At 60.6% G+C, this 17376-nt stretch carries 16 protein-coding genes and 1 tRNA gene; 11 read left to right on the forward strand and 6 right to left on the reverse strand.

What is annotated here, in order from left to right; all coding sequences use genetic code 11:
• Positions 1–132: 132 nt before the first annotated feature.
• From infA to ACIQWP_RS04385, 7 genes are all read left to right on the forward strand, one after another.
• Positions 133–351 (forward strand): translation initiation factor IF-1, encoded by a 219-nt coding sequence (infA, locus tag ACIQWP_RS04355; RefSeq protein WP_004117876.1) that lies wholly within the window; start codon positions 133–135, stop codon positions 349–351.
• 79 nt (positions 352–430) lie between these two features.
• Entirely contained in the window at positions 431–1051 is a 621-nt protein-coding gene (locus ACIQWP_RS04360) for a Maf-like protein (RefSeq protein WP_402782845.1), read from the forward strand.
• A 5-nt stretch (positions 1052–1056) separates the two neighbouring features.
• Positions 1057–1272 carry a DNA gyrase inhibitor YacG gene (yacG, locus tag ACIQWP_RS04365; protein ID WP_402782847.1) on the forward strand — a complete coding sequence of 72 codons (216 nt, stop codon included), beginning with the start codon at positions 1057–1059 and terminating at the stop codon, positions 1270–1272.
• 196 nt (positions 1273–1468) lie between these two features.
• Positions 1469–1544 (forward strand) — tRNA-Phe (locus ACIQWP_RS04370).
• A gap of 336 nt (positions 1545–1880) precedes the next feature.
• The gene (locus ACIQWP_RS04375) at positions 1881–3827 is read left to right on the forward strand and encodes a PrkA family serine protein kinase (RefSeq protein ID WP_402782849.1); all 1947 of its coding nucleotides are present in this window, start codon (positions 1881–1883) and stop codon (positions 3825–3827) included.
• 18 nt (positions 3828–3845) lie between these two features.
• Positions 3846–5117: a YeaH/YhbH family protein gene (locus tag ACIQWP_RS04380; protein WP_402782851.1), complete on the forward strand. Its 1272-nt coding sequence runs from the start codon at positions 3846–3848 to the stop codon at positions 5115–5117.
• Positions 5117–6667, forward strand: a complete 1551-nt coding sequence (locus tag ACIQWP_RS04385; protein WP_402782853.1) for a SpoVR family protein — start codon at positions 5117–5119, stop codon at positions 6665–6667. The genes ACIQWP_RS04380 and ACIQWP_RS04385 overlap by 1 nt, the downstream gene beginning before the upstream one ends.
• 3 nt (positions 6668–6670) lie before the next feature.
• Here the strand turns inward: ACIQWP_RS04385 and ACIQWP_RS04390 are convergent, their stop codons facing one another.
• From ACIQWP_RS04390 to ACIQWP_RS04415, 6 genes are all read right to left on the reverse strand, one after another.
• Positions 6671–8122, reverse strand: a complete 1452-nt coding sequence (locus tag ACIQWP_RS04390; protein ID WP_402782855.1) for a DHA2 family efflux MFS transporter permease subunit — start codon at positions 8120–8122, stop codon at positions 6671–6673.
• 206 nt (positions 8123–8328) lie between these two features.
• Positions 8329–9231, reverse strand: a complete 903-nt coding sequence (locus tag ACIQWP_RS04395; RefSeq protein ID WP_402782857.1) for a DUF6030 family protein — start codon at positions 9229–9231, stop codon at positions 8329–8331.
• Positions 9232–9471: 240 nt separating this feature from the next.
• Positions 9472–10182, reverse strand: a complete 711-nt coding sequence (locus ACIQWP_RS04400; protein ID WP_402782859.1) for a copper homeostasis protein CutC — start codon at positions 10180–10182, stop codon at positions 9472–9474.
• Positions 10172–11098 carry an ROK family protein gene (locus ACIQWP_RS04405; RefSeq protein ID WP_402782862.1) on the reverse strand — a complete coding sequence of 309 codons (927 nt, stop codon included), beginning with the start codon at positions 11096–11098 and terminating at the stop codon, positions 10172–10174. The genes ACIQWP_RS04400 and ACIQWP_RS04405 overlap by 11 nt, the downstream gene beginning before the upstream one ends.
• A gap of 102 nt (positions 11099–11200) precedes the next feature.
• Positions 11201–12553, reverse strand: a complete 1353-nt coding sequence (locus tag ACIQWP_RS04410) for an ATP-binding protein (protein WP_402782864.1) — start codon at positions 12551–12553, stop codon at positions 11201–11203.
• Positions 12550–13209 (reverse strand): response regulator, encoded by a 660-nt coding sequence (locus ACIQWP_RS04415; protein ID WP_402782866.1) that lies wholly within the window; start codon positions 13207–13209, stop codon positions 12550–12552. The genes ACIQWP_RS04410 and ACIQWP_RS04415 overlap by 4 nt, the downstream gene beginning before the upstream one ends.
• Positions 13210–13431: 222 nt before the next feature.
• On the opposite strand from ACIQWP_RS04415, the gene ACIQWP_RS04420 reads away from it, so the two are divergent.
• The 4 genes from ACIQWP_RS04420 (at position 13432) to ACIQWP_RS04435 (ending at position 17375) form a co-directional block, all read left to right on the forward strand.
• A complete protein-coding gene (locus ACIQWP_RS04420) occupies positions 13432–13887 on the forward strand; it encodes an RbsD/FucU family protein (protein WP_402782868.1) in 456 nt (151 codons plus the stop codon).
• A 50-nt stretch (positions 13888–13937) separates the two neighbouring features.
• Positions 13938–14891, forward strand: a complete 954-nt coding sequence (locus ACIQWP_RS04425; protein ID WP_402782870.1) for a sugar-binding transcriptional regulator — start codon at positions 13938–13940, stop codon at positions 14889–14891.
• Between the two features lie 146 nt (positions 14892–15037).
• Positions 15038–16354, forward strand: a complete 1317-nt coding sequence (locus ACIQWP_RS04430) for an ABC transporter substrate-binding protein (protein WP_402782872.1) — start codon at positions 15038–15040, stop codon at positions 16352–16354.
• Between the two features lie 148 nt (positions 16355–16502).
• Complete coding sequence (locus ACIQWP_RS04435) at positions 16503–17375, forward strand: carbohydrate ABC transporter permease (RefSeq protein ID WP_402782874.1); 873 nt, start codon at positions 16503–16505, stop codon at positions 17373–17375.
• Position 17376 lies beyond the last annotated feature (1 nt).

Here is a 17376-nt window from a genome sequence, read left to right on the forward strand (position 1 = left end):
AAACAAATGCAGAAACCCTTATCAACGTGGTTCACAAAACCGCGATGATTGTGTAGTTTCCGCGCAAATTTCCGGCGACCCCCAGCTTTTTGCCGTGGGCGCCGGCCTCAACCGACAGGAAAAGAAGCTTTAATGCCGAAAGAAGAAGTCCTCGAATTTCCCGGTGTCGTCACCGAACTCCTGCCGAACGCGACCTTTCGCGTGAAGCTGGAAAACGAGCACGAGATCATCGCCCACACCGCGGGCCGCATGCGCAAGAACCGCATCCGCGTTCTGGCCGGCGACAAGGTGCTGGTGGAAATGACCCCTTACGACCTGACCAAGGGCCGCATCACCTACCGTTTCAAATAGTCCGCCGCTCGCTGGGGCCGATGATTTCAGGTCACGCTCCGGTGCCGGCTCTCATTCCCGCATGACAGGTCGAGGTCTGATGGCGTTGAAACACAAGCTGATATTGGCCTCCGGATCGCCGCGTCGCGTCGAACTCCTGCATCAGTCAGGCATCGAGCCGGCGCGTCTCATGCCGATGGATATCGACGAAACGCCGAAGAAGTCGGAGCATCCGCGTTCGCTGGCGCGGCGGCTTTCGGCCGAGAAGGGCGAGGCGGCCTTTGCGGCCGTCAAGAGCGATGCCGCCTGGCTGGGAAGCTATATTCTCTCTGCCGATACGGTCGTCGCCGTCGGACGGCGCATCCTGCCGAAGGCTGAGTTCATCGATGAGGCCTCTGCGGCGCTGCATCTGCTCTCCGGCCGCGGCCATGTCGTCTACACAGGCATCTGCCTGATCACGCCGGACCGCAAGCTGCGTCAGAAGGTCGTGGAAACCAAGGTGCGCTTCAAGCGTCTCTCCGGCCGCGACATCGAAATGTATCTCGCCTCCGGCCAATGGCGCGGCAAGGCCGGGGCTTATGGTATACAGGGGCTTGCGGGCTCCTTCGTGCAGAAGCTTGTCGGTTCCTACACCAATGTCGTCGGATTGCCGCTTTATGAAACCATGCTGCTGCTTGCAGGCGAGGGCTTCGACGTCCACGCCGGATGGCAGGAAGGATAAAGCTTATGACGAAGGCTGAGGAGATCAAGGTCGGCTCGAAGGTCGAGCCGCTGCGCAAGACGCGTCCCTGTGCGGAATGCGGGCGCCCTTCGGTGCGCGAGCACTATCCCTTCTGCTCGGATCGCTGCCGCTCCATCGATCTTTCCCGGTGGCTCAACGGCTCCTACGCCATCCCGGTGACCGAGGACGAGACGAAGGCCGACGGTTCCGACAAGGACTGAAGGCGTTTTCCTGAGGTCGTTCGGCCCTGCGAACCCCTTCATTTTATTTGCGAATTGGCAAAACTCGATTTCCTGTCAAAAAAGAGTCATTTGCGGCTGGACATGGCCGAACAAGATGCTATAACCCCGCTCGCTTCCGGGGCGCACCAAACGCTCAGAGCCTTCCGAGGCTCTTCCTTGGACACGAAGCTCGGTTGCCCAGATAGCTCAGTTGGTAGAGCAGCGGATTGAAAATCCGCGTGTCGCTGGTTCGATTCCGGCTCTGGGCACCATCTTTTCTCCCCAATCGTGCTGACAATGAAGCTTGATGCTGGCTTCGATCAATTCTTCTCCGAGATCGGTTATTCTTGTGAATAAACGACCGATAAACTTATCGAGGTTGGATCGCGCACTGCGTGCTATCGATGATCGCAACAGCCCTTAGGTTGTGTTTCATTAATTCGGTGTACGACCCCATCAAGATATTGATGACATTTGGAATCAAGCGTACGAATTATTGACAGATCACCTATTGATTCGAAGCGACTGATACCGCACCTTAGATATAGCGGGATAAGTGATCTCGTTAAGTCCAGCGTTTATTTGCAATAGCAAGCTAACGGGGCGCCATGTTAAACAACGATGTTCTATTCAACACATTCGCCCGTTCTTTCGAAGCACGGCGCGAAGTCGAGATGTCATTTTCCGAATACCTGGAAGGGTGCCGGGATGACCCGCTGATGTATGCCAATGCGGCCGAGCGGTTGCTGGCAGCCATGGGTGAACCACTGCTGATCGATACGGCCAAAGACACACGGCTTGGGCGTATCTTCATGAACCGGACCATCCGGACTTATCCGGCTTTTGCGGGCTTCTTCGGCATGGAAGAGACGATCGAACGCATCGTCGCCTTCTTCCGCCACGCGGCGCAAGGGCTGGAGGAGCGCAAACAGATCCTCTATCTGCTCGGCCCCGTCGGCGGCGGCAAATCCTCGCTCGCTGAGCGGTTGAAATCGTTGATGGAAGTCCATCCGATCCACGTGCTCAAGGCCGGCAACGAGCTGAGCCCGGTCTTCGAAAGTCCGCTCAGCCTGTTCGATCCCGTCACCATGGGCCCGATGATCGAGGAGCGCTACGGCATTCCGCGCCGGCGACTGACCGGGCTCATGAGCCCTTGGTGCCTGAAGCGGCTGGAAGAGTTCGAGGGTGATATTTCCCGCTTCCGCGTCGTCAAGATACAGCCCTCCAGGCTGCGGCAAATCGCCGTCGCCAAGACGGAGCCGGGAGACGAGAACAACCAGGATATCTCCTCGCTCGTCGGCAAGGTGGATATCCGCAAGCTCGAAAGCCTGGCGCAGAACGATCCCGACGCCTACAGCTATTCCGGTGCCTTGAACCGCGCCAACCAGGGCATTCTCGAATTCGTCGAAATGTTCAAGGCGCCGATCAAGATGCTGCACCCGCTGCTGACGGCGACACAGGAAGGCAACTATATCGGCACGGAAAACATCGGTGCCATACCCTTCTCGGGCATCATTCTGGCTCACTCGAACGAGTCGGAATGGCAGACCTTCAAGGCCAACAAGAACAATGAGGCGTTCATCGACCGCATCTGCGTGGTCAAGGTGCCTTATTGCCTGCGGGTCACGGAGGAGCAGAAGATCTATGAGAAGCTGATCGAGGAATCCGAACTCAGCGACGCGCCCTGTGCGCCGTCGACCCTGGAGACGCTCGCCCGCTTCACGGTTCTGACGCGGCTTTCCAAGCACGAGAATTCGACTGCCTTCTCCAAGCTTCGGGTCTATGACGGCGAGAGCCTGAAGGAGACCGATCCGAGAGCGCGCAGCGTGCAGGAATATCGCGATACGGCCGGCGTCGACGAAGGCATGGATGGGGCTTCCACCCGCTTTGCCTTCAAGGTGCTGGCGGCGACCTTCAACTACGATACGACGGAGGTCGGCGCCGATCCCGTGCATCTGATGTACATGCTGGAGCAGTCGATCCGCAGGGAGCAGCTGCCGCTTGAAACCGAGAAGCTCTATATCGAGTTCATCAAGAGCGAACTGGGACCGCGCTATGCGGAGTTCATCGGCAACGAGATCCAGAAGGCCTATCTGGAATCCTACTCGGATTACGGCCAGAACCTTTTCGATCGCTATGTCGACTATGCCGACGCCTGGATCGAGGATGTCGACTTCAAGGACCCGGATACGGGCCAGCTTCTCGACCGCGAGCTTCTGAACCAGGAGCTCACCAAGATCGAAAAGCCGGCAGGTATCGCCAACCCGAAGGATTTCCGCAACGAGATCGTCAAGTTCTGCCTGAGGGCACGAGCGAGCCACGGCGGCAAGAATCCCTCCTGGACCAGCTACGAGAAGATCCGCGAAGTCATCGAGAAACGGATGTTCTCCCAGGTCGAGGACCTTCTGCCGGTCATTTCCTTCGGGTCGAAGAAGGACGGCGAGTCCGAAAAGAAACATGGCGAATTCGTCGAGCGCATGGTTGCACGGGGTTATACCGAGCGCCAGGTCCGGCGGCTTGTGGAATGGTACATGCGTGTGAAACAGGCTGGATGAGCCACCAAGGAAGAAGGAATGCACATTGTTGACAGACGCCTGAATCCAGGCGGAAAAAGTCTGGAAAATCGTCAACGATTTTTGCGAAGAGCAAAAGCGCTGGTGCAGAGAGCGGTCTACGAATCCTCTCAAAATCGCGACATTCAGGACATTCTGAAGGGTGGCGAAATCAGCATTCCCCTAGATGGAACCGAGGAACCTCGGTTCCATCGCGGCCCCGAGGGGCTGAAGGAACATATTCTTCCCGGTAACAAAGACTTCATAGAAGGCGATGTGCTTCCCCGCCCGGAAGGCGGCGGCGGCAAGCCGAAGGCTGGCGGCGACGGCACCGGCGAGGATGCCTTCCGCTTCATCCTGACGCGGGACGAATTCCTCGATCTCTTTCTCGACGATCTCGAATTGCCCGACCTCGCCAAGCGGCGGCTGATATCGGCGGATCAGATCAATCCGGTGCGATCGGGCTATTCGGTGACAGGATCACCCGCCAATCTCGCCATCAACCGCACCATGCGGCTCGCCATGATGCGCCGCGTCGCGCTACATCGTCCAAAGCCGGAGACCGTTGAGAAGCTGATCGAGGAGGCCGAGGAATGCACGGATGAGGAACGCCGCGCTCAGCTCGAAGCCGAAATCAAGATGCTGGAATCGAAGGTCCGGCGCATTCCTTATATCGATCCGATCGACATCCGCTATCGGCGCTTCGAGAACGAGCCGAAGCCGGTGGCGCAAGCCGTGATGTTCTGCCTGATGGACGTTTCCGGTTCGATGACGGAGCATATGAAGGATCTCGCCAAGCGCTTCTACATGCTGCTCTATATCTTCCTGACCCGGCAGTATCGCCGCGTCGAGATCGTCTTCATCCGGCATACCGATGTCGCCGAGGAGGTGGACGAGGAGACCTTCTTCCGCAGTCCGGCGACCGGCGGCACGCAGGTTTCGAGCGCGCTCGAGGCCATGCGGCGGATCGTGCGGGATCGCTTTCCCGCTTCGGACTGGAACATCTACGCCGCGCAGGCGTCGGACGGCGACAATGCCTATTCCGACAATGCGACGACGGCAGCGCTGATGACGAGCGAGATCCTGCCCGTCTGCCAATATTTCGCCTATCTCGAAGTGGGTGAGGCGCGTAGCGTCGCGATTTCTTCCGGCTCGGCGATCTGGTCGCTCTACGAGCGGATGCAGGCGGGCTGGCCAGTGCTTTCCATGCGGCGTGTCAGCGATCGCAGCCAGATCTACCCGGTCTTCCACGATCTCTTCCAGCGTCGGACGGCGGAAACAAGGAGCGGATAATGGCCAAAAAGGCATCGATGGAGCGGCTTTTCGACGGTGCGGACTGGGATTTCGCCACCATTCAGCGGATTCACGATGCCTGCGAGAAGATCGCCGTCAACGAGCTTGGGCTCGATGTCTATCCCAACCAGATCGAGATCATCACCGCCGAGCAGATGCTCGACGTCTATTCCTCCATCGGCATGCCGCTGTTTTACAAGCATTGGTCCTTCGGCAAGCATTTCGCCCATCACGAGGCTTTCTATCGCAAGGGCCTGCGCGGTCTTGCCTATGAGATCGTCATCAACAGTTCGCCCTGCATCTCCTATCTGATGGAGGAGAATACGGCGACGATGCAGGCGCTGGTCATCGCGCACGCCGCCTTCGGCCATAACCATTTCTTCAAGAACAACTATCTCTTCAAACTGTGGACCGATGCCGAAGGCATTCTCGATTACCTCAATTTCGCCAAGAGCTATGTCGCGCGCTGTGAGGAGCGCTATGGCCATGCGACCGTCGAGCGCACGCTGGATGCCGCGCATGCACTGATGTCGCATGGCGTCCACCGTTATGCCGGCAGAAAGACGCCTGATCTGCGCGACGAGGAAAAGCGTGAGCGCGAGCGGCGCGAATATGACGAGAAGATCTTCAACGACCTCTGGCGTACGGTTCCGGCCGGACATGGCAAGAAGACTCTCGACCTTGATCTGGAGCGGCGCCGCGCGCTGGCCGGCCTGCCGCAGGAAAATATCCTCTATTTCCTGGAAAAGATGGCACCGCGCCTGAAGCCGTGGCAGCGCGAGATCATTCGTATCGTGCGGCATGTGGCGCAGTACTTCTATCCGCAGAGCCAGACAAAGGTGATGAACGAGGGTACGGCGACCTACGTGCATTATAGCATCATGACGCGGCTGCACGAGCGCGGCGGCATCAGCGACGGCGATTTTCTGGAGTTCCTGAAATCGCATACCAATGTGGTCTTCCAGCCGACCTTCAACGATCCCCGTTATTCCGGTCTCAACCCTTACGCGATCGGCTTTGCCATGATGCAGGATATCGAGCGCATCGTCACGAAGCCGGAGGAGGAGGATCGTCAGTGGTTCCCGGAGATCGCCGGGACCGGCGACGCCATGGCGGTGTTGCGCGATCTTTGGGCGAATTATCGCGACGAGAGTTTCGTGGCACAGTTTCTGAGCCCGCACCTGATGCGCAAGATGCGCATGTTCCAGCTGACGGATGATCCGGAGGAGGAAGAAGGGCTGCGGGTTGCCGCCATTCACGACGAGCGCGGTTACCGGCGCATCCGCCGGGAGCTGTCGCGGCAATATGATGTCGGCTGGATCGATCCGCATATCGAGATCGTCGATGTCGATCTTGCTGGCGACAGGCGGCTTCTGGTCAAGCATACGGTGCTGAACGGTGCGATGCTCGACGATATGGATGCCAAGCGCGTGTTGCAGCACCTGGCCGATCTGTGGAGTTACGACGTGCTGATGCAGGAAGTCGACCGCTCGGGCGCGGTGCTTCGCGATCATCTCGTCCATCCGCGCGCTTCGGCGCTTGCGGCTTAGCCCTTACAACTGCTTTTTCGGCCGGCGCTGATGGCCGCTCACCTGCACGCCATCCTCAGGCTGCAGCTTGAGGAAGCCGGGTATGCCGAGCAGGGGAATGATTGCCATCAGCAGGAAGGCCAGATGGAATTTTTCCGGAGTCAGCGGCGATCCATCCAGCGTGACCAGATCGAGCAGCATGGCGGCGACAGAGATGCCGAAGCTGACACTCAACTGCTGCAGGACGCCGCCGAGACTGGTCGCGCGACTGAGCTGGGCGGCCGGCGTATCGGAATATGACAGGGTGTTTGATGTCATGAACTGCGCCGCACGCGCCAGCCCGAAGATGAAGACATAGAGGATGACGAACCAGTGCGGCGTGTCGGGCGTGATCAGGGCGAAACCGGCAACGACGGCTGCGCCGAAAACGGCACTCCAGGTCAATATGCGGTCGAAGCCGTAAAGCTTCAGCAATTTCACCGACACCGGCCGCACGACAAGGGCGCTCAGAGCGCTGACGAAGGTCAGGGTGCCTGAGACGATCGGGCTCAAGCCGAAACCGACCTGCAACATCAGCGGCAGTAGGAAAGGCACGCCGTTCAACCCGACGCGACAGATGCCGCCGGCAAGCGTGCCGATGCGGAAGGTGCGCAGCTTGAAGAGCGTGAGATCGACGGCCGGCGACTTTGCCGTTCTTGCGTAGCGAATGAAGCCGGCCAGCAGCAGACCGGCGGCGGCGAGAACGAGGAAGATCGCCCATACCGGAATTGCGGGACGGCCGATATTCTCGATCCCGTATTGAAGCAGCACGCAGCCGAGACCGACCATGACGAAGCCGGGAAAATCGAATTTGATCGTCTCGTCGCGCTCCGTGTCCTCGACATAGCGCAGCGCCATAAACATGCCGATCAGGCCGAAGGGCAGGTTGACCCAGAAGATCCAGCGCCAGGACAGATAGGTCGTCAGGAAGCCGCCAAGCACCGGCCCGATCACCGGTCCGATGACGGCGGGGAGCGTCATGTAGGTCATCGCCGTCACCAGCTGGCTGCGCGGGAAGCTGCGGATGAGGATGAGGCGCCCGACTGGCGTCATCATCGCGCCGCCGAAGCCCTGCAGCGCGCGGGTGGCGATCAGCATCGGCAGGCTGGTCGCCAGCCCGCAGAGGATCGAGCCGATTGTGAAGATGAACAGCGAAAGCGCGAAGATGCGCCGCGCGCCGAAGCGATCCGCGAACCATCCGCTGACCGGGATGAACATGGCAAGCGTCAGAATATAGGTCGTGACAGCCAGATTCATGCGTACCGGCGTCGTGCCGAGGCTTTTGGCGATATCGGGGACGGCGGTGATGAGAATAGTCGAATCGAGCTGTTCCATCAGGAAGGCGACGGCGACCACGGCGGGGATGATGTAGCGTAGGCGAGGGTTGCGTTCGACCGCAAAAGTCTGGCCCTGCGGATTGGGATCTATCGAATCCATGAAATGTAATGGCTTTCCAACGGCCGGCTGGGGTCCGGCGCGTTTGACGATTTGCATGAATCCCTTCGGAAACCGCCTCGTGCTCTCGGGAAACATGGTGCTGCCGGCCGGTGATCCGCCGACCTTCGGAATCGTCGCCTATTTGAGCACCATCCATGGCGCAGCGCAACAAAAACCGAACCTGCCGAATGCCGGAACTTTAGGGTCTAGTTGGTCGAGATGGGGGAGGGCAGCGTCCAGCGCGCCTTGTCGAAGACGATCGCGGTGCGGATTTGCTCCGGCGCCGTTCTCCGCAATTCCAGCTGAAGGTTGAAATTGTTGTTGCCCTGGAATTCCTTGAAGAAACTGAGCTTGGCGCCGAAGGCCTGCAGCGTCACGTCCTGCAGTTTGCCGATCGCATCCAGCGCTCCCTGAAAGTCCAGCCAGTGTGTCTCGTTCAGCAGCAGGACGACAGTGTCGACGAAGGTGCCGGCAATCGCCTTGCCATCATCATTGTCGGGCATGATGACCTTGATGCGGATGGTCTCGAGTTCACCGCTCGGCTTGCCGCGGGCGATGATGAAGAAAGAGGCTGCCTTCGCATCGCCATAGGCGCCCTTCTGGATGGCATAGCTGCATTCCGATGTGCCGGTGCCCAATTCGCTTTGCCGCCATTGCCCGACGGGCAGGCCGAATTTCTCGAGATCGGCGCAAAGCGTTTCGCCTGACATGCGCCAGCTGCGCACGAAGGCGCTCAGGAGCGCGTCGACGGGCTCGTCCAGCAGATGCGACCTCTTCTTGACGGATGGCCTGGTGGTGACACTGACCGGTTTCGCTCGGACATTCCTGGATGCTGGCCTGGATGCCGGGGCAGATGTCGCCGGTACCACGGCCGGAGGCGTTGTTGCCGCATGGGCTGGTTGCTGCTCCGGCAAAGGTGCCGTCGGTGCTGCTGCTACTGCCTGTTGCTCCTGCTTTGGAAACAGATTGAGGTGATAGCGGCTATCCAGCGCCCTCAGATTGCGCATGTCGTTGGCAAGGAGCGCGGTTGCCAGGATGATCGAACCGATGACAACAGCCGCAATCCAGAAGACAGCTCTGCTTTTCTTGCTAGGTGGCGCCACCGACATGATTCAGATCACAGCTACTCCCGAGGAAACCTGCTTGCTGCAATAACTGTATGTTGCGCAGCCCGTTCATGGCTACAGCATATGCGTTTATGAACGATTGATCATTCTAATGTTTCTTTGTCAATTCATGATGTTGCCCAAAGCACATCGCGATCTTCCGCATCCGGTTCCTGTGTTCCGGACCTTCGGCCTCTCGCTTGTCCTTGTCGCTAAATCGCTGCACGGCCTTTGCGCCGTGCTCTAGGCGAAATACGCCTTGAGTGCCTTGACGGTGGCGGCATCCGTGCGGCGAGCCGACGGCGTCGAGAAGCCGAGCGCTATGAGGCGCTCATCCGCCTCGGTGACGGTTGCGGAGCAGGATGCATGGATCTCGCTGATCCGCAGCCGGGGCCATAGCTCACCGACCGTCGCCAGCGTCACGCCGGAGCCGGGCATGATGGCGATGCGGCCGGCGGCGGCGGCAATCGCCTGTTCGAGCATGGCAACGCCTTCGGCGGCGGTCCTTGCGCCGCCCGACGTCAGGATGCGCTCGAAGCTGAGGGAGATGGCCATGTCCACGGCCTCCTCGACGTCAGGCACCAGATCGAAGGCGCGATGCAGCGTCTTGCCGAGACCTTCGGCATGGGCGGCAAGGGCGGTAAGCGCCTTAACATCCAGCCGCCCGTCCGGCAGGGAGGCGCCGAGCACGACGCCCGGCAGTCCGGCAGAGCGCGCCGCGTCGATGTCGTGCTTCATGAGTTCGAGCTCGTCTGCCGAATAGACGAAGCTGCCGGCGCGTGGGCGGATGATGGCGTAGGCGGGAATAGGCATCTTCGCCGCCGCAGCCATCAGCCCGGCGCTCGGCGTCAAGCCACCAAGAGGGAGCGCGCTGCAAAGCTCGATGCGATCGCCGCCGCCTTCGACGGCAGCCTTGAGGCCGGCAATATCCTCGACGCAGACCTCAAGCAGCATGGGTTTGCTCTCCGGCATATTGCAGGCCCAGCAGCGCCGCGCCGATGAGGCCCGGTTCCAGCTTGCACTCGCTGGGCACGACGAGCGGCCGGCCGAACTTGCGCAGGATGCGGGCACGCACGGCTTCGTCCAGCCGCGCCAGCAGCGGTTCGACATTGGAAAGACCGCCGCCGACCGGGACGATGGTTGCGCCCGTGATGTTGATGGTCAATGCGAGCGGGGAGGCGACCAGATCGACCATGACGTCGATCGTGCGCTCGGCACGGTCTTCGCCCTTCAGCCACCGGCCGATGATCTCCTCGCTGGAGAATTCCAGTCCGTGTAGCGTCTTGTGCAGGCGTTCAATGCCGCGGGCGCCGCCGACCGTGTCGACACAGCCCTTCTGGCCGCAGCCGCAGGGGTAGGCGGGAATGGCGACCGGTGGATTGCCGGCGAAGGAGGCGATGATGGGGCCGTGGCCCCATTCCCCGGCAAAGCCGCCGGCAGCATTGACGAGCCGGCCGTCCGCGACCAGGCCGCCGCCGACGCCGGTGCCGAGAATGGCGCCGAAGACGATGCGATGGCCGCGGCCGGCGCCGGACATCGCTTCGGCCATGGCGAAGCAATCGGCATCGTTGGCGATCAGCACGGGATAGCCGAGTTCCGCTTCCAGATCGGCGGCAAGGCCCCGGCCGTGAATGCAGGGAATATTGGCACAGGTCAGCGCCTGCGTATCGGGATCGACGACGCCGGCGATGGAGAAGGAGAGGCAATCCGGCTTCTCGTCCGCTTCTGCGATGACAGCACGCAAAGCCGCAACGAACTCAGCGAAATCGTGCCTGGGAGTCGGGCGCCGAGCCAGCGGCACGAGATCCGTCATGGAGCGGGCGATGCCGCCCTTGATGGCGCTGCCGCCGATGTCGAAGGAAACGATCATGAATATCGACCCGCTGGAAACATGGGGCACTTGCTCGCACCCTTTGCCAGTCTTTGCAAGATCAATCCTTTGCAGGATCAAATCGTGCCGGAAAGAGCGGGGTCAATCGGACGGCAGGGTAATCCTGGCTTCAAAACCATCTACCCTGCCGGTTGCCGGCGATCGCAGATCGAGATGCCCGCCGATCTGGTCGACGATACGCTCGACGATCGAAAGCCCGAGGCCGGAGCCCGCCGCCTTCGTCTTGCCGCGCCAGAAGCGCTTCTTCAGGCCGGCAAGATCATGTGCGGAAAGCACGGCACCGCCATTGATGACGCGGACGGTGCGGTCGTCGATGCTGACGGTCACCTCATCGTCGACCGGGCCATGAATCAAGGCGTTTTCGATAAGGTTGCGCATGACGATGGCGAATGCGTCGATATCGACGTTGCGGATCAGTTTTCCGGCGGTCTCGTTCTCCAGCAGAACACGGCCCGCCGTTCCGCTATCGCGATCGTAGTCTTCGATGACCGTTTCGATGATGCCTACGAGGTCGGCGGGTTTGTCTCCCGCACCAATGCCGGCCTGGGCGCGGGAGAGCTGCAGCAGCTTTTCCGCCAGCCGGCCGAGATTGGAGAGCGATGTTTCGATGCGGCCGGCGCGTTCCGCCAATTGCCCTGGCGGCAATTCGGCGATCAGTCGCTGGGTCTGGGCAAGCGCGCCGGCAATCGGCGTGCGCAGCTCGTGGGCGCTGTTGGCGGTGAATTCGCGCTCGGCTTCAAGGGCGAGGCGCAAGCGCTCGAGCAGCAGGTTGACGGAGCGGGCGATCGGCTGCAGTTCGAGCGGCAGCGTTTCGCTCTCGATCGAGGCCATGTTGCCGCCATCCTTGGTGGCGATCTGCGATCGCAGGCGATCGATCGGCCGCAGCGAGCGGCCGACGACGATCCCGATGGCGATGATGCTGGCGGGGATGAGGGCCAGCAGCGGCCACAGCAGCGAGACCCCGGTCTCGCGCGATGCCTCGCGGCGATTCTTGAAGGCATCCGCGACATGCAGGAAGATCGAGCCGTCGGCCGAGGATTCCGTATAGATCCGGTATCGCTCCGTATTGTGGAAACCGATCTTCAGCGGCACGTCATAGGCCGTTGCCGGGGCGTCGTGGGAATGCAGGATGACCTTGCCGTTCCCGTCGAGCACCTGGTAGGTGAGATATTCGCGGTTCAGCCCCTTGTTGAGCTCTTCCAGGCTTTGGGGATCGCCGGAGTGGTCGCGATTGGCGAGATCGTCGAGCACCAGCGGCATCAGACGCTCGGCGGTCTCCTGCAATGCGCCGTCGAAAGTCTCTGAAAGCTCCTTGTTGACGACATAGACGCCGATGCCCACCGCAATCAGCCAGAAGACGACGACGGTGCCGGTCAGCGCGGTGATCAGGCGCCTGGTAATGCTGGCGCGGCTGGGTTCCTTGCGTTCGGTCATCGCTCACCCAGACAGTAGCCGACGCCGCGGGCTGTCTTTATGCGGTCCTTGCCGATCTTCTTGCGCAGGCGGCTGACATAGACTTCCACCGTGTTGCTTTCGATCTCGGAGCCGAAGGCATAGAGCGCTTCCTCTATCTTGTCCTTCGATACGATGGCGCCGGGCCTCGTGATCAGCAGGTCGAGCACGGCCCACTCGCGTCCTGTCAGAATAACGTCCTTGCCGGCCAGCCGCACCCGGCGCTGTGGCTGATCGATTTCGAGATCGGCAAAGCGCAGGGTCGGCTGCGGGCTGCCGGCATAGCGCCGGGCGACCGCCAGGATGCGGGCCGTCAGTTCGCCGAGGTTGAACGGCTTGACGAGATAGTCGTCGGCGCCGCTGTTCAGGCCCTCGATCCGGTCGGAAATCTGGTCGCGCGCCGTCAGGATGATGACGGGCGTTTCGTCGGGCTTGCGGCGCAACCGCTTGAGAAAATCGATGCCGCTGCCGTCTGGAAGTTGCAGATCCAGCAGGATGAGGCCGTATTGCACGGCGCTGGTGACCTCCTCCGCATCGACCAGGTTCTTGACCCAGTCCACGGCGTGAGGCCCCGCTGCGATATGGTCGCGAACAGCGCTGCCGATCGTGTCGTCGTCCTCCACCACAAGAATGCGCACATGCACCTCTCAACCATTGACCGCGCCTCAGTTAATGCCGACGAACCTATCGGGTCAATAACGGCTGAAATAAGCCTTGGCTGGATACACAGTTCATGGCCCGCACGTCCGCCGAAAACGTTCCCGGCGTCTATGGACAGACAGGAACGCGATGGTTACTTGTTTGCGCGGAGAACGAAGCGGCCCAGGATGGCCGTTGCAGACCATCGGAGGGTCTCGATCATGCTGAAGGGAATTTCGCCGCTGTTGAACGCGGATGTGCTCTATGCGCTGAAATCGATGGGGCATGGCGACATGCTCGTCGTCGTCGACACGAACTTCCCGGCCGAGGCCATTGCGAGCCAGACGGTCCTGGGCGAGGTGCTGCGCATCGACAACGTATCTGCCGCCGATGCGGTTGCGGCGATATTGTCGTTGATGCCGCTCGATACCTTTATCGACGATGCGGCGACGCGCATGGAAGTTGTGGGCGCGCCGGAAGAGGTGCCGCAGGTCCAGCACGAGGTTCAGGCTGCGATCGACAAGGCCGAGGGCAAGCATTGGCCGCTGATGCCGGTCGAGCGTTTTGCATTCTACGAGCGCGCCAAGGATGCCTTTTGCGTTGTTCAGACCGGCGAGCGCCGCTTCTACGGCTGTTTCACCTTGACCAAGGGCGTCATCCCGCCGGAGACTGAGTGATCCGGCCCGGATCGTCCCGGGCGAGAGCGCTGTTTCGATAAAGGAAGGCGATGGCGAAGAAGCTGGATTCGCAAGGGCGGCTGGATGATGCGGCGCGGGCCGGATGGCTCTACTACGTCGCCGGCCGGACGCAGGACGAGATCGCCGTCGCGATGGGAATATCCCGCCAGTCGGCGCAGAGGCTGGTGTCGCTCGCCGTCGCCGAGCGGTTGATCAAGGTGCGGCTGGATCATCCGATTGCCGCCTGTCTGGAATATGCGGCGGAGCTCAAGAAGAAATTCAATCTTCGCCATGTCGATATCGTGCCGAGCGACCCGGACAGCACGTCTTCCACGATCGGCATTGCCGAAGCGGGCGCCGCCGAAATCGAGCGCTGGCTGCGCCGTAGCGATCCGATCGTGCTGGCGATCGGCACGGGCCGCACGCTGAAGGCTGCGGTCGATCAGCTGCCGGCGATCGAATGTCTGCAACACCGCGTCGTGTCGCTAACGGGCAATATCGGGCCTGACGGTTCCGCCGCCTACTACAACGTCATCTTCAGCATGGCCGACGTCGTCAAGGCGCGACACTTTCCGATGCCGTTGCCGGTGCTTGTCTCGTCAGCGGAAGAGCGCGAGCTGCTGCATGCGCAGGCGCTGGTGCGCTCGACGCTCGATATCAGCGCGCAGGCCGACGTGACCTTCGTCGGTATCGGCGAGATGGGCGTCGAGGCGCCGCTCTGTCTCGACGGCTTCCTCGAAAAGGACGAAATGCTGGCATTGATGGATCGAGGCGCCGCAGGGGAGATCTGCGGCTGGGTCTTCGATGGTGACGGCAAGCTCATGCCAGACGATGTCAACGAGCGCGTCGCCAGTGCGCCATTGCCGTCGCGCGATACCTGCGCCGTCATCGGCATCGCCAAGGGACGACGCAAATTCGAGGCGATCAAGGCCGCCGTTGTCGGTCAGCAGATCAATGGTTTGATCACCGACGAGGCAGTTGCCGAATTTTTGCTCAGGGTTTGAGCAAAAAATTTAACCCGTAGAAACAAATGGATAGGGTGCTCGCTCGGCAATGCAGCAACGAATCTGCATTGACATTTTGTCGCAAGATGTGAGTAATTGCCCATGAGCAAAGCGAATGCTCATCTTTGGTCTTCTGGGAGGAAGATATGAAATTGAAAACTTTACTGCTGGGCGCCTGCTCGGCTCTGATGTTTGCCGGCCTGGCGTCTGCCGAAACCCTCACGATTGCGACGGTTAACAACGGCGACATGGTCCGTATGCAGAAGCTTACGGACGATTTCAAAGCCAAGAACCCCGGTATCGACCTGCAGTGGGTCACGCTTGAAGAAAACGTATTGCGCCAGAAGGTTACGACCGACATCGCTACCAAGGCCGGCCAGTACGACGTGCTGACCATCGGCACCTACGAAGTGCCGATCTGGAGCAAGCTCGGCTGGCTTGCCTCGCTCGACAAGCTTTCCGCCGACAAGGACTATGATGTGAATGACCTTCTCCCGGCCATTCGCAGCGGTCTGACGACCGACGGCAAGCTGTATGCAGCACCATTCTACGGCGAAAGCTCGATGGTGATGTACCGCAAGGACCTGTTCGACAAGGCCGGCCTGAAGATGCCGGACGCGCCGACCTGGGACTTCATCGCCGACGCGGCCCGCAAGATCACCGACAAGGACAAGGAAGTCTACGGCATCTGCCTTCGCGGCAAGGCAGGCTGGGGCGAGAACATGGCGTTCCTGACCGCGATGTCGAATTCGTTCGGCGCTCGCTGGTTCGACGAAAAGTGGAAGGCACAGTTCGACCAGCCGGAATGGAAGGACACGCTGAGCTTCTACGTCAAGCTGATGAAGGACGCCGGCCCTCCGGGCGCTTCGTCCAACGGCTTCAACGAAAACCTGGCTCTGTTCCAGTCCGGCAAGTGCGGGATGTGGATCGATGCGACGGTTGCCGCTTCCTTCGTTTCCGATCCGAAGGAATCCAAGGTTGCCGACAAGGTTGGCTTCGCCCTGGCTCCGGATAAGGGTCTCGGCAAGCGCGGCAACTGGCTCTGGGCATGGAACCTCGCCATCCCGGCTTCCTCGAAGAAGACGGAAGCTGCCGAGAAGTTCATCGCCTGGGCAACCAGCAAGGAATACACCAACCTGGTCGCACAGAAGGAAGGCTGGCTGAACGCACCTCCCGGCACCCGTACGTCGCTTTACGCGAATGCGGACTACCAGAAGGCAGCTCCTTTCGCCAAGATGACGCTCGACTCGATCAACTCGGCCGATCCGACGCACCCGACCGTCAAGCCGGTCCCCTATGTCGGCGTCCAGTTCGTCGCCATCCCCGAGTTCCAGGGCATCGGCACAGCTGTCGGTCAGCAGTTTTCGGCGGCACTTGCCGGCCAGATCTCGGTCGATCAGGCGCTCAAGGCTGCCCAGCAGCTGACGGAACGCGAAATGAAGAAGGCCGGCTACCCGAAGTAAGGGCCTTTGAAGCTATCGGAAAGCGGTGCCCCCTCTCGAGCACTGCTTTCCTCTAGGCCGCCGAGCGCCGAACTGCCCTTGGCGGCCCTTTTCGTTTCAGCCGGTCCACGGCCACCTCTCCCACTCAAAAGATAGGTCGGTACTTGCCATGGCAACGTTGCACACCCGTTCCACCGCACGCGTCATGATGGCGCCTTCAGTTCTGCTCCTCTTCGCGTGGATGATCGTCCCGCTCGTGATGACGATCTATTTCTCGACGCTGAACTACAATCTACTGTCGCCCGGCGCGCATGATTTCATCGGTTGGCTCAACTATGAATACTTCATCAGCGATCCGGCCTTCCTGAGCTCGCTCGTCGTGACGCTGCTGCTCGTCGGCGGTGCGTTGCTGATTACCGTGGTTGGCGGCATTGCGCTGGCTCTCCTTCTTGATCAGCCGATCTTCGGCCAGGGCATCGTGCGCATGCTGGTGCTTGCGCCCTTCTTCGTGATGCCGACGGTCGCCGCCCTCATCTGGAAGCATATGTTCATGAACCCTGTGAACGGGCTCCTGGCGCATCTCTTCAAGTTTTTCGGGCTTGATCCGCTGACCTGGCTGGAGACGGTTCCGCTCTTGTCGATCATCATCATCGTCGCCTGGCAATGGCTGCCATTCGCAACGCTCATCCTGCTGACGGCCCTGCAATCGCTGGACGAAGAGCAGAAGGAAGCGGCCGAGATGGATGGCGCCGGGCCGATCTCGAAGTTCATCTACATCATCCTGCCGCATCTGGCCCGCGCCATTACCGTGGTGATCTTGATCGAGACGATCTTTCTGCTGTCCGCCTTCGCCGAGATCCTCGTCACCACCAATGGCGGACCGGGCACGGCGACGACCAACCTCACTTATCTCGTCTATTCGCAGATCGTTCTGTCGCAGGACGTCGGCGGCGCATCGGCGGGCGGTATCATCGCCGTCATCCTCGCCAATATCGTCGCGATCTTCCTGATGCGCGCAGTCGGCAAGAATCTGGAGGCTTGAG

Origin of the sequence: Rhizobium sp. NPDC090279, from assembly GCF_044769665.1 — a bacterium.
In the GTDB taxonomy this organism is placed as follows: Bacteria; Pseudomonadota; Alphaproteobacteria; order Rhizobiales; family Rhizobiaceae; genus Rhizobium.

Excerpts from the sequence above, each read along its gene's own strand:
- infA (WP_004117876.1), top strand. The coding sequence starts at position 133 with ATGCCGAAAGAAGAAGTCCTCGAATTTCCCGGTGTCGTCACCGAACTC.
- ACIQWP_RS04360 (WP_402782845.1), top strand. The coding sequence starts at position 431 with ATGGCGTTGAAACACAAGCTGATATTGGCCTCCGGATCGCCGCGTCGC.
- yacG (WP_402782847.1), top strand. The coding sequence starts at position 1,057 with ATGACGAAGGCTGAGGAGATCAAGGTCGGCTCGAAGGTCGAGCCGCTG.
- ACIQWP_RS04375 (WP_402782849.1), top strand. The coding sequence starts at position 1,881 with ATGTTAAACAACGATGTTCTATTCAACACATTCGCCCGTTCTTTCGAA.
- ACIQWP_RS04380 (WP_402782851.1), top strand. The coding sequence starts at position 3,846 with ATGCACATTGTTGACAGACGCCTGAATCCAGGCGGAAAAAGTCTGGAA.
- ACIQWP_RS04385 (WP_402782853.1), top strand. The coding sequence starts at position 5,117 with ATGGCCAAAAAGGCATCGATGGAGCGGCTTTTCGACGGTGCGGACTGG.
- ACIQWP_RS04390 (WP_402782855.1), bottom strand. The coding sequence starts at position 8,122 with ATGGATTCGATAGATCCCAATCCGCAGGGCCAGACTTTTGCGGTCGAA.
- ACIQWP_RS04395 (WP_402782857.1), bottom strand. The coding sequence starts at position 9,231 with ATGTCGGTGGCGCCACCTAGCAAGAAAAGCAGAGCTGTCTTCTGGATT.
- ACIQWP_RS04400 (WP_402782859.1), bottom strand. The coding sequence starts at position 10,182 with ATGCTGCTTGAGGTCTGCGTCGAGGATATTGCCGGCCTCAAGGCTGCC.
- ACIQWP_RS04405 (WP_402782862.1), bottom strand. The coding sequence starts at position 11,098 with ATGATCGTTTCCTTCGACATCGGCGGCAGCGCCATCAAGGGCGGCATC.
- ACIQWP_RS04410 (WP_402782864.1), bottom strand. The coding sequence starts at position 12,553 with ATGACCGAACGCAAGGAACCCAGCCGCGCCAGCATTACCAGGCGCCTG.
- ACIQWP_RS04420 (WP_402782868.1), top strand. The coding sequence starts at position 13,432 with ATGCTGAAGGGAATTTCGCCGCTGTTGAACGCGGATGTGCTCTATGCG.
- ACIQWP_RS04425 (WP_402782870.1), top strand. The coding sequence starts at position 13,938 with ATGGCGAAGAAGCTGGATTCGCAAGGGCGGCTGGATGATGCGGCGCGG.
- ACIQWP_RS04430 (WP_402782872.1), top strand. The coding sequence starts at position 15,038 with ATGAAATTGAAAACTTTACTGCTGGGCGCCTGCTCGGCTCTGATGTTT.
- ACIQWP_RS04435 (WP_402782874.1), top strand. The coding sequence starts at position 16,503 with ATGGCAACGTTGCACACCCGTTCCACCGCACGCGTCATGATGGCGCCT.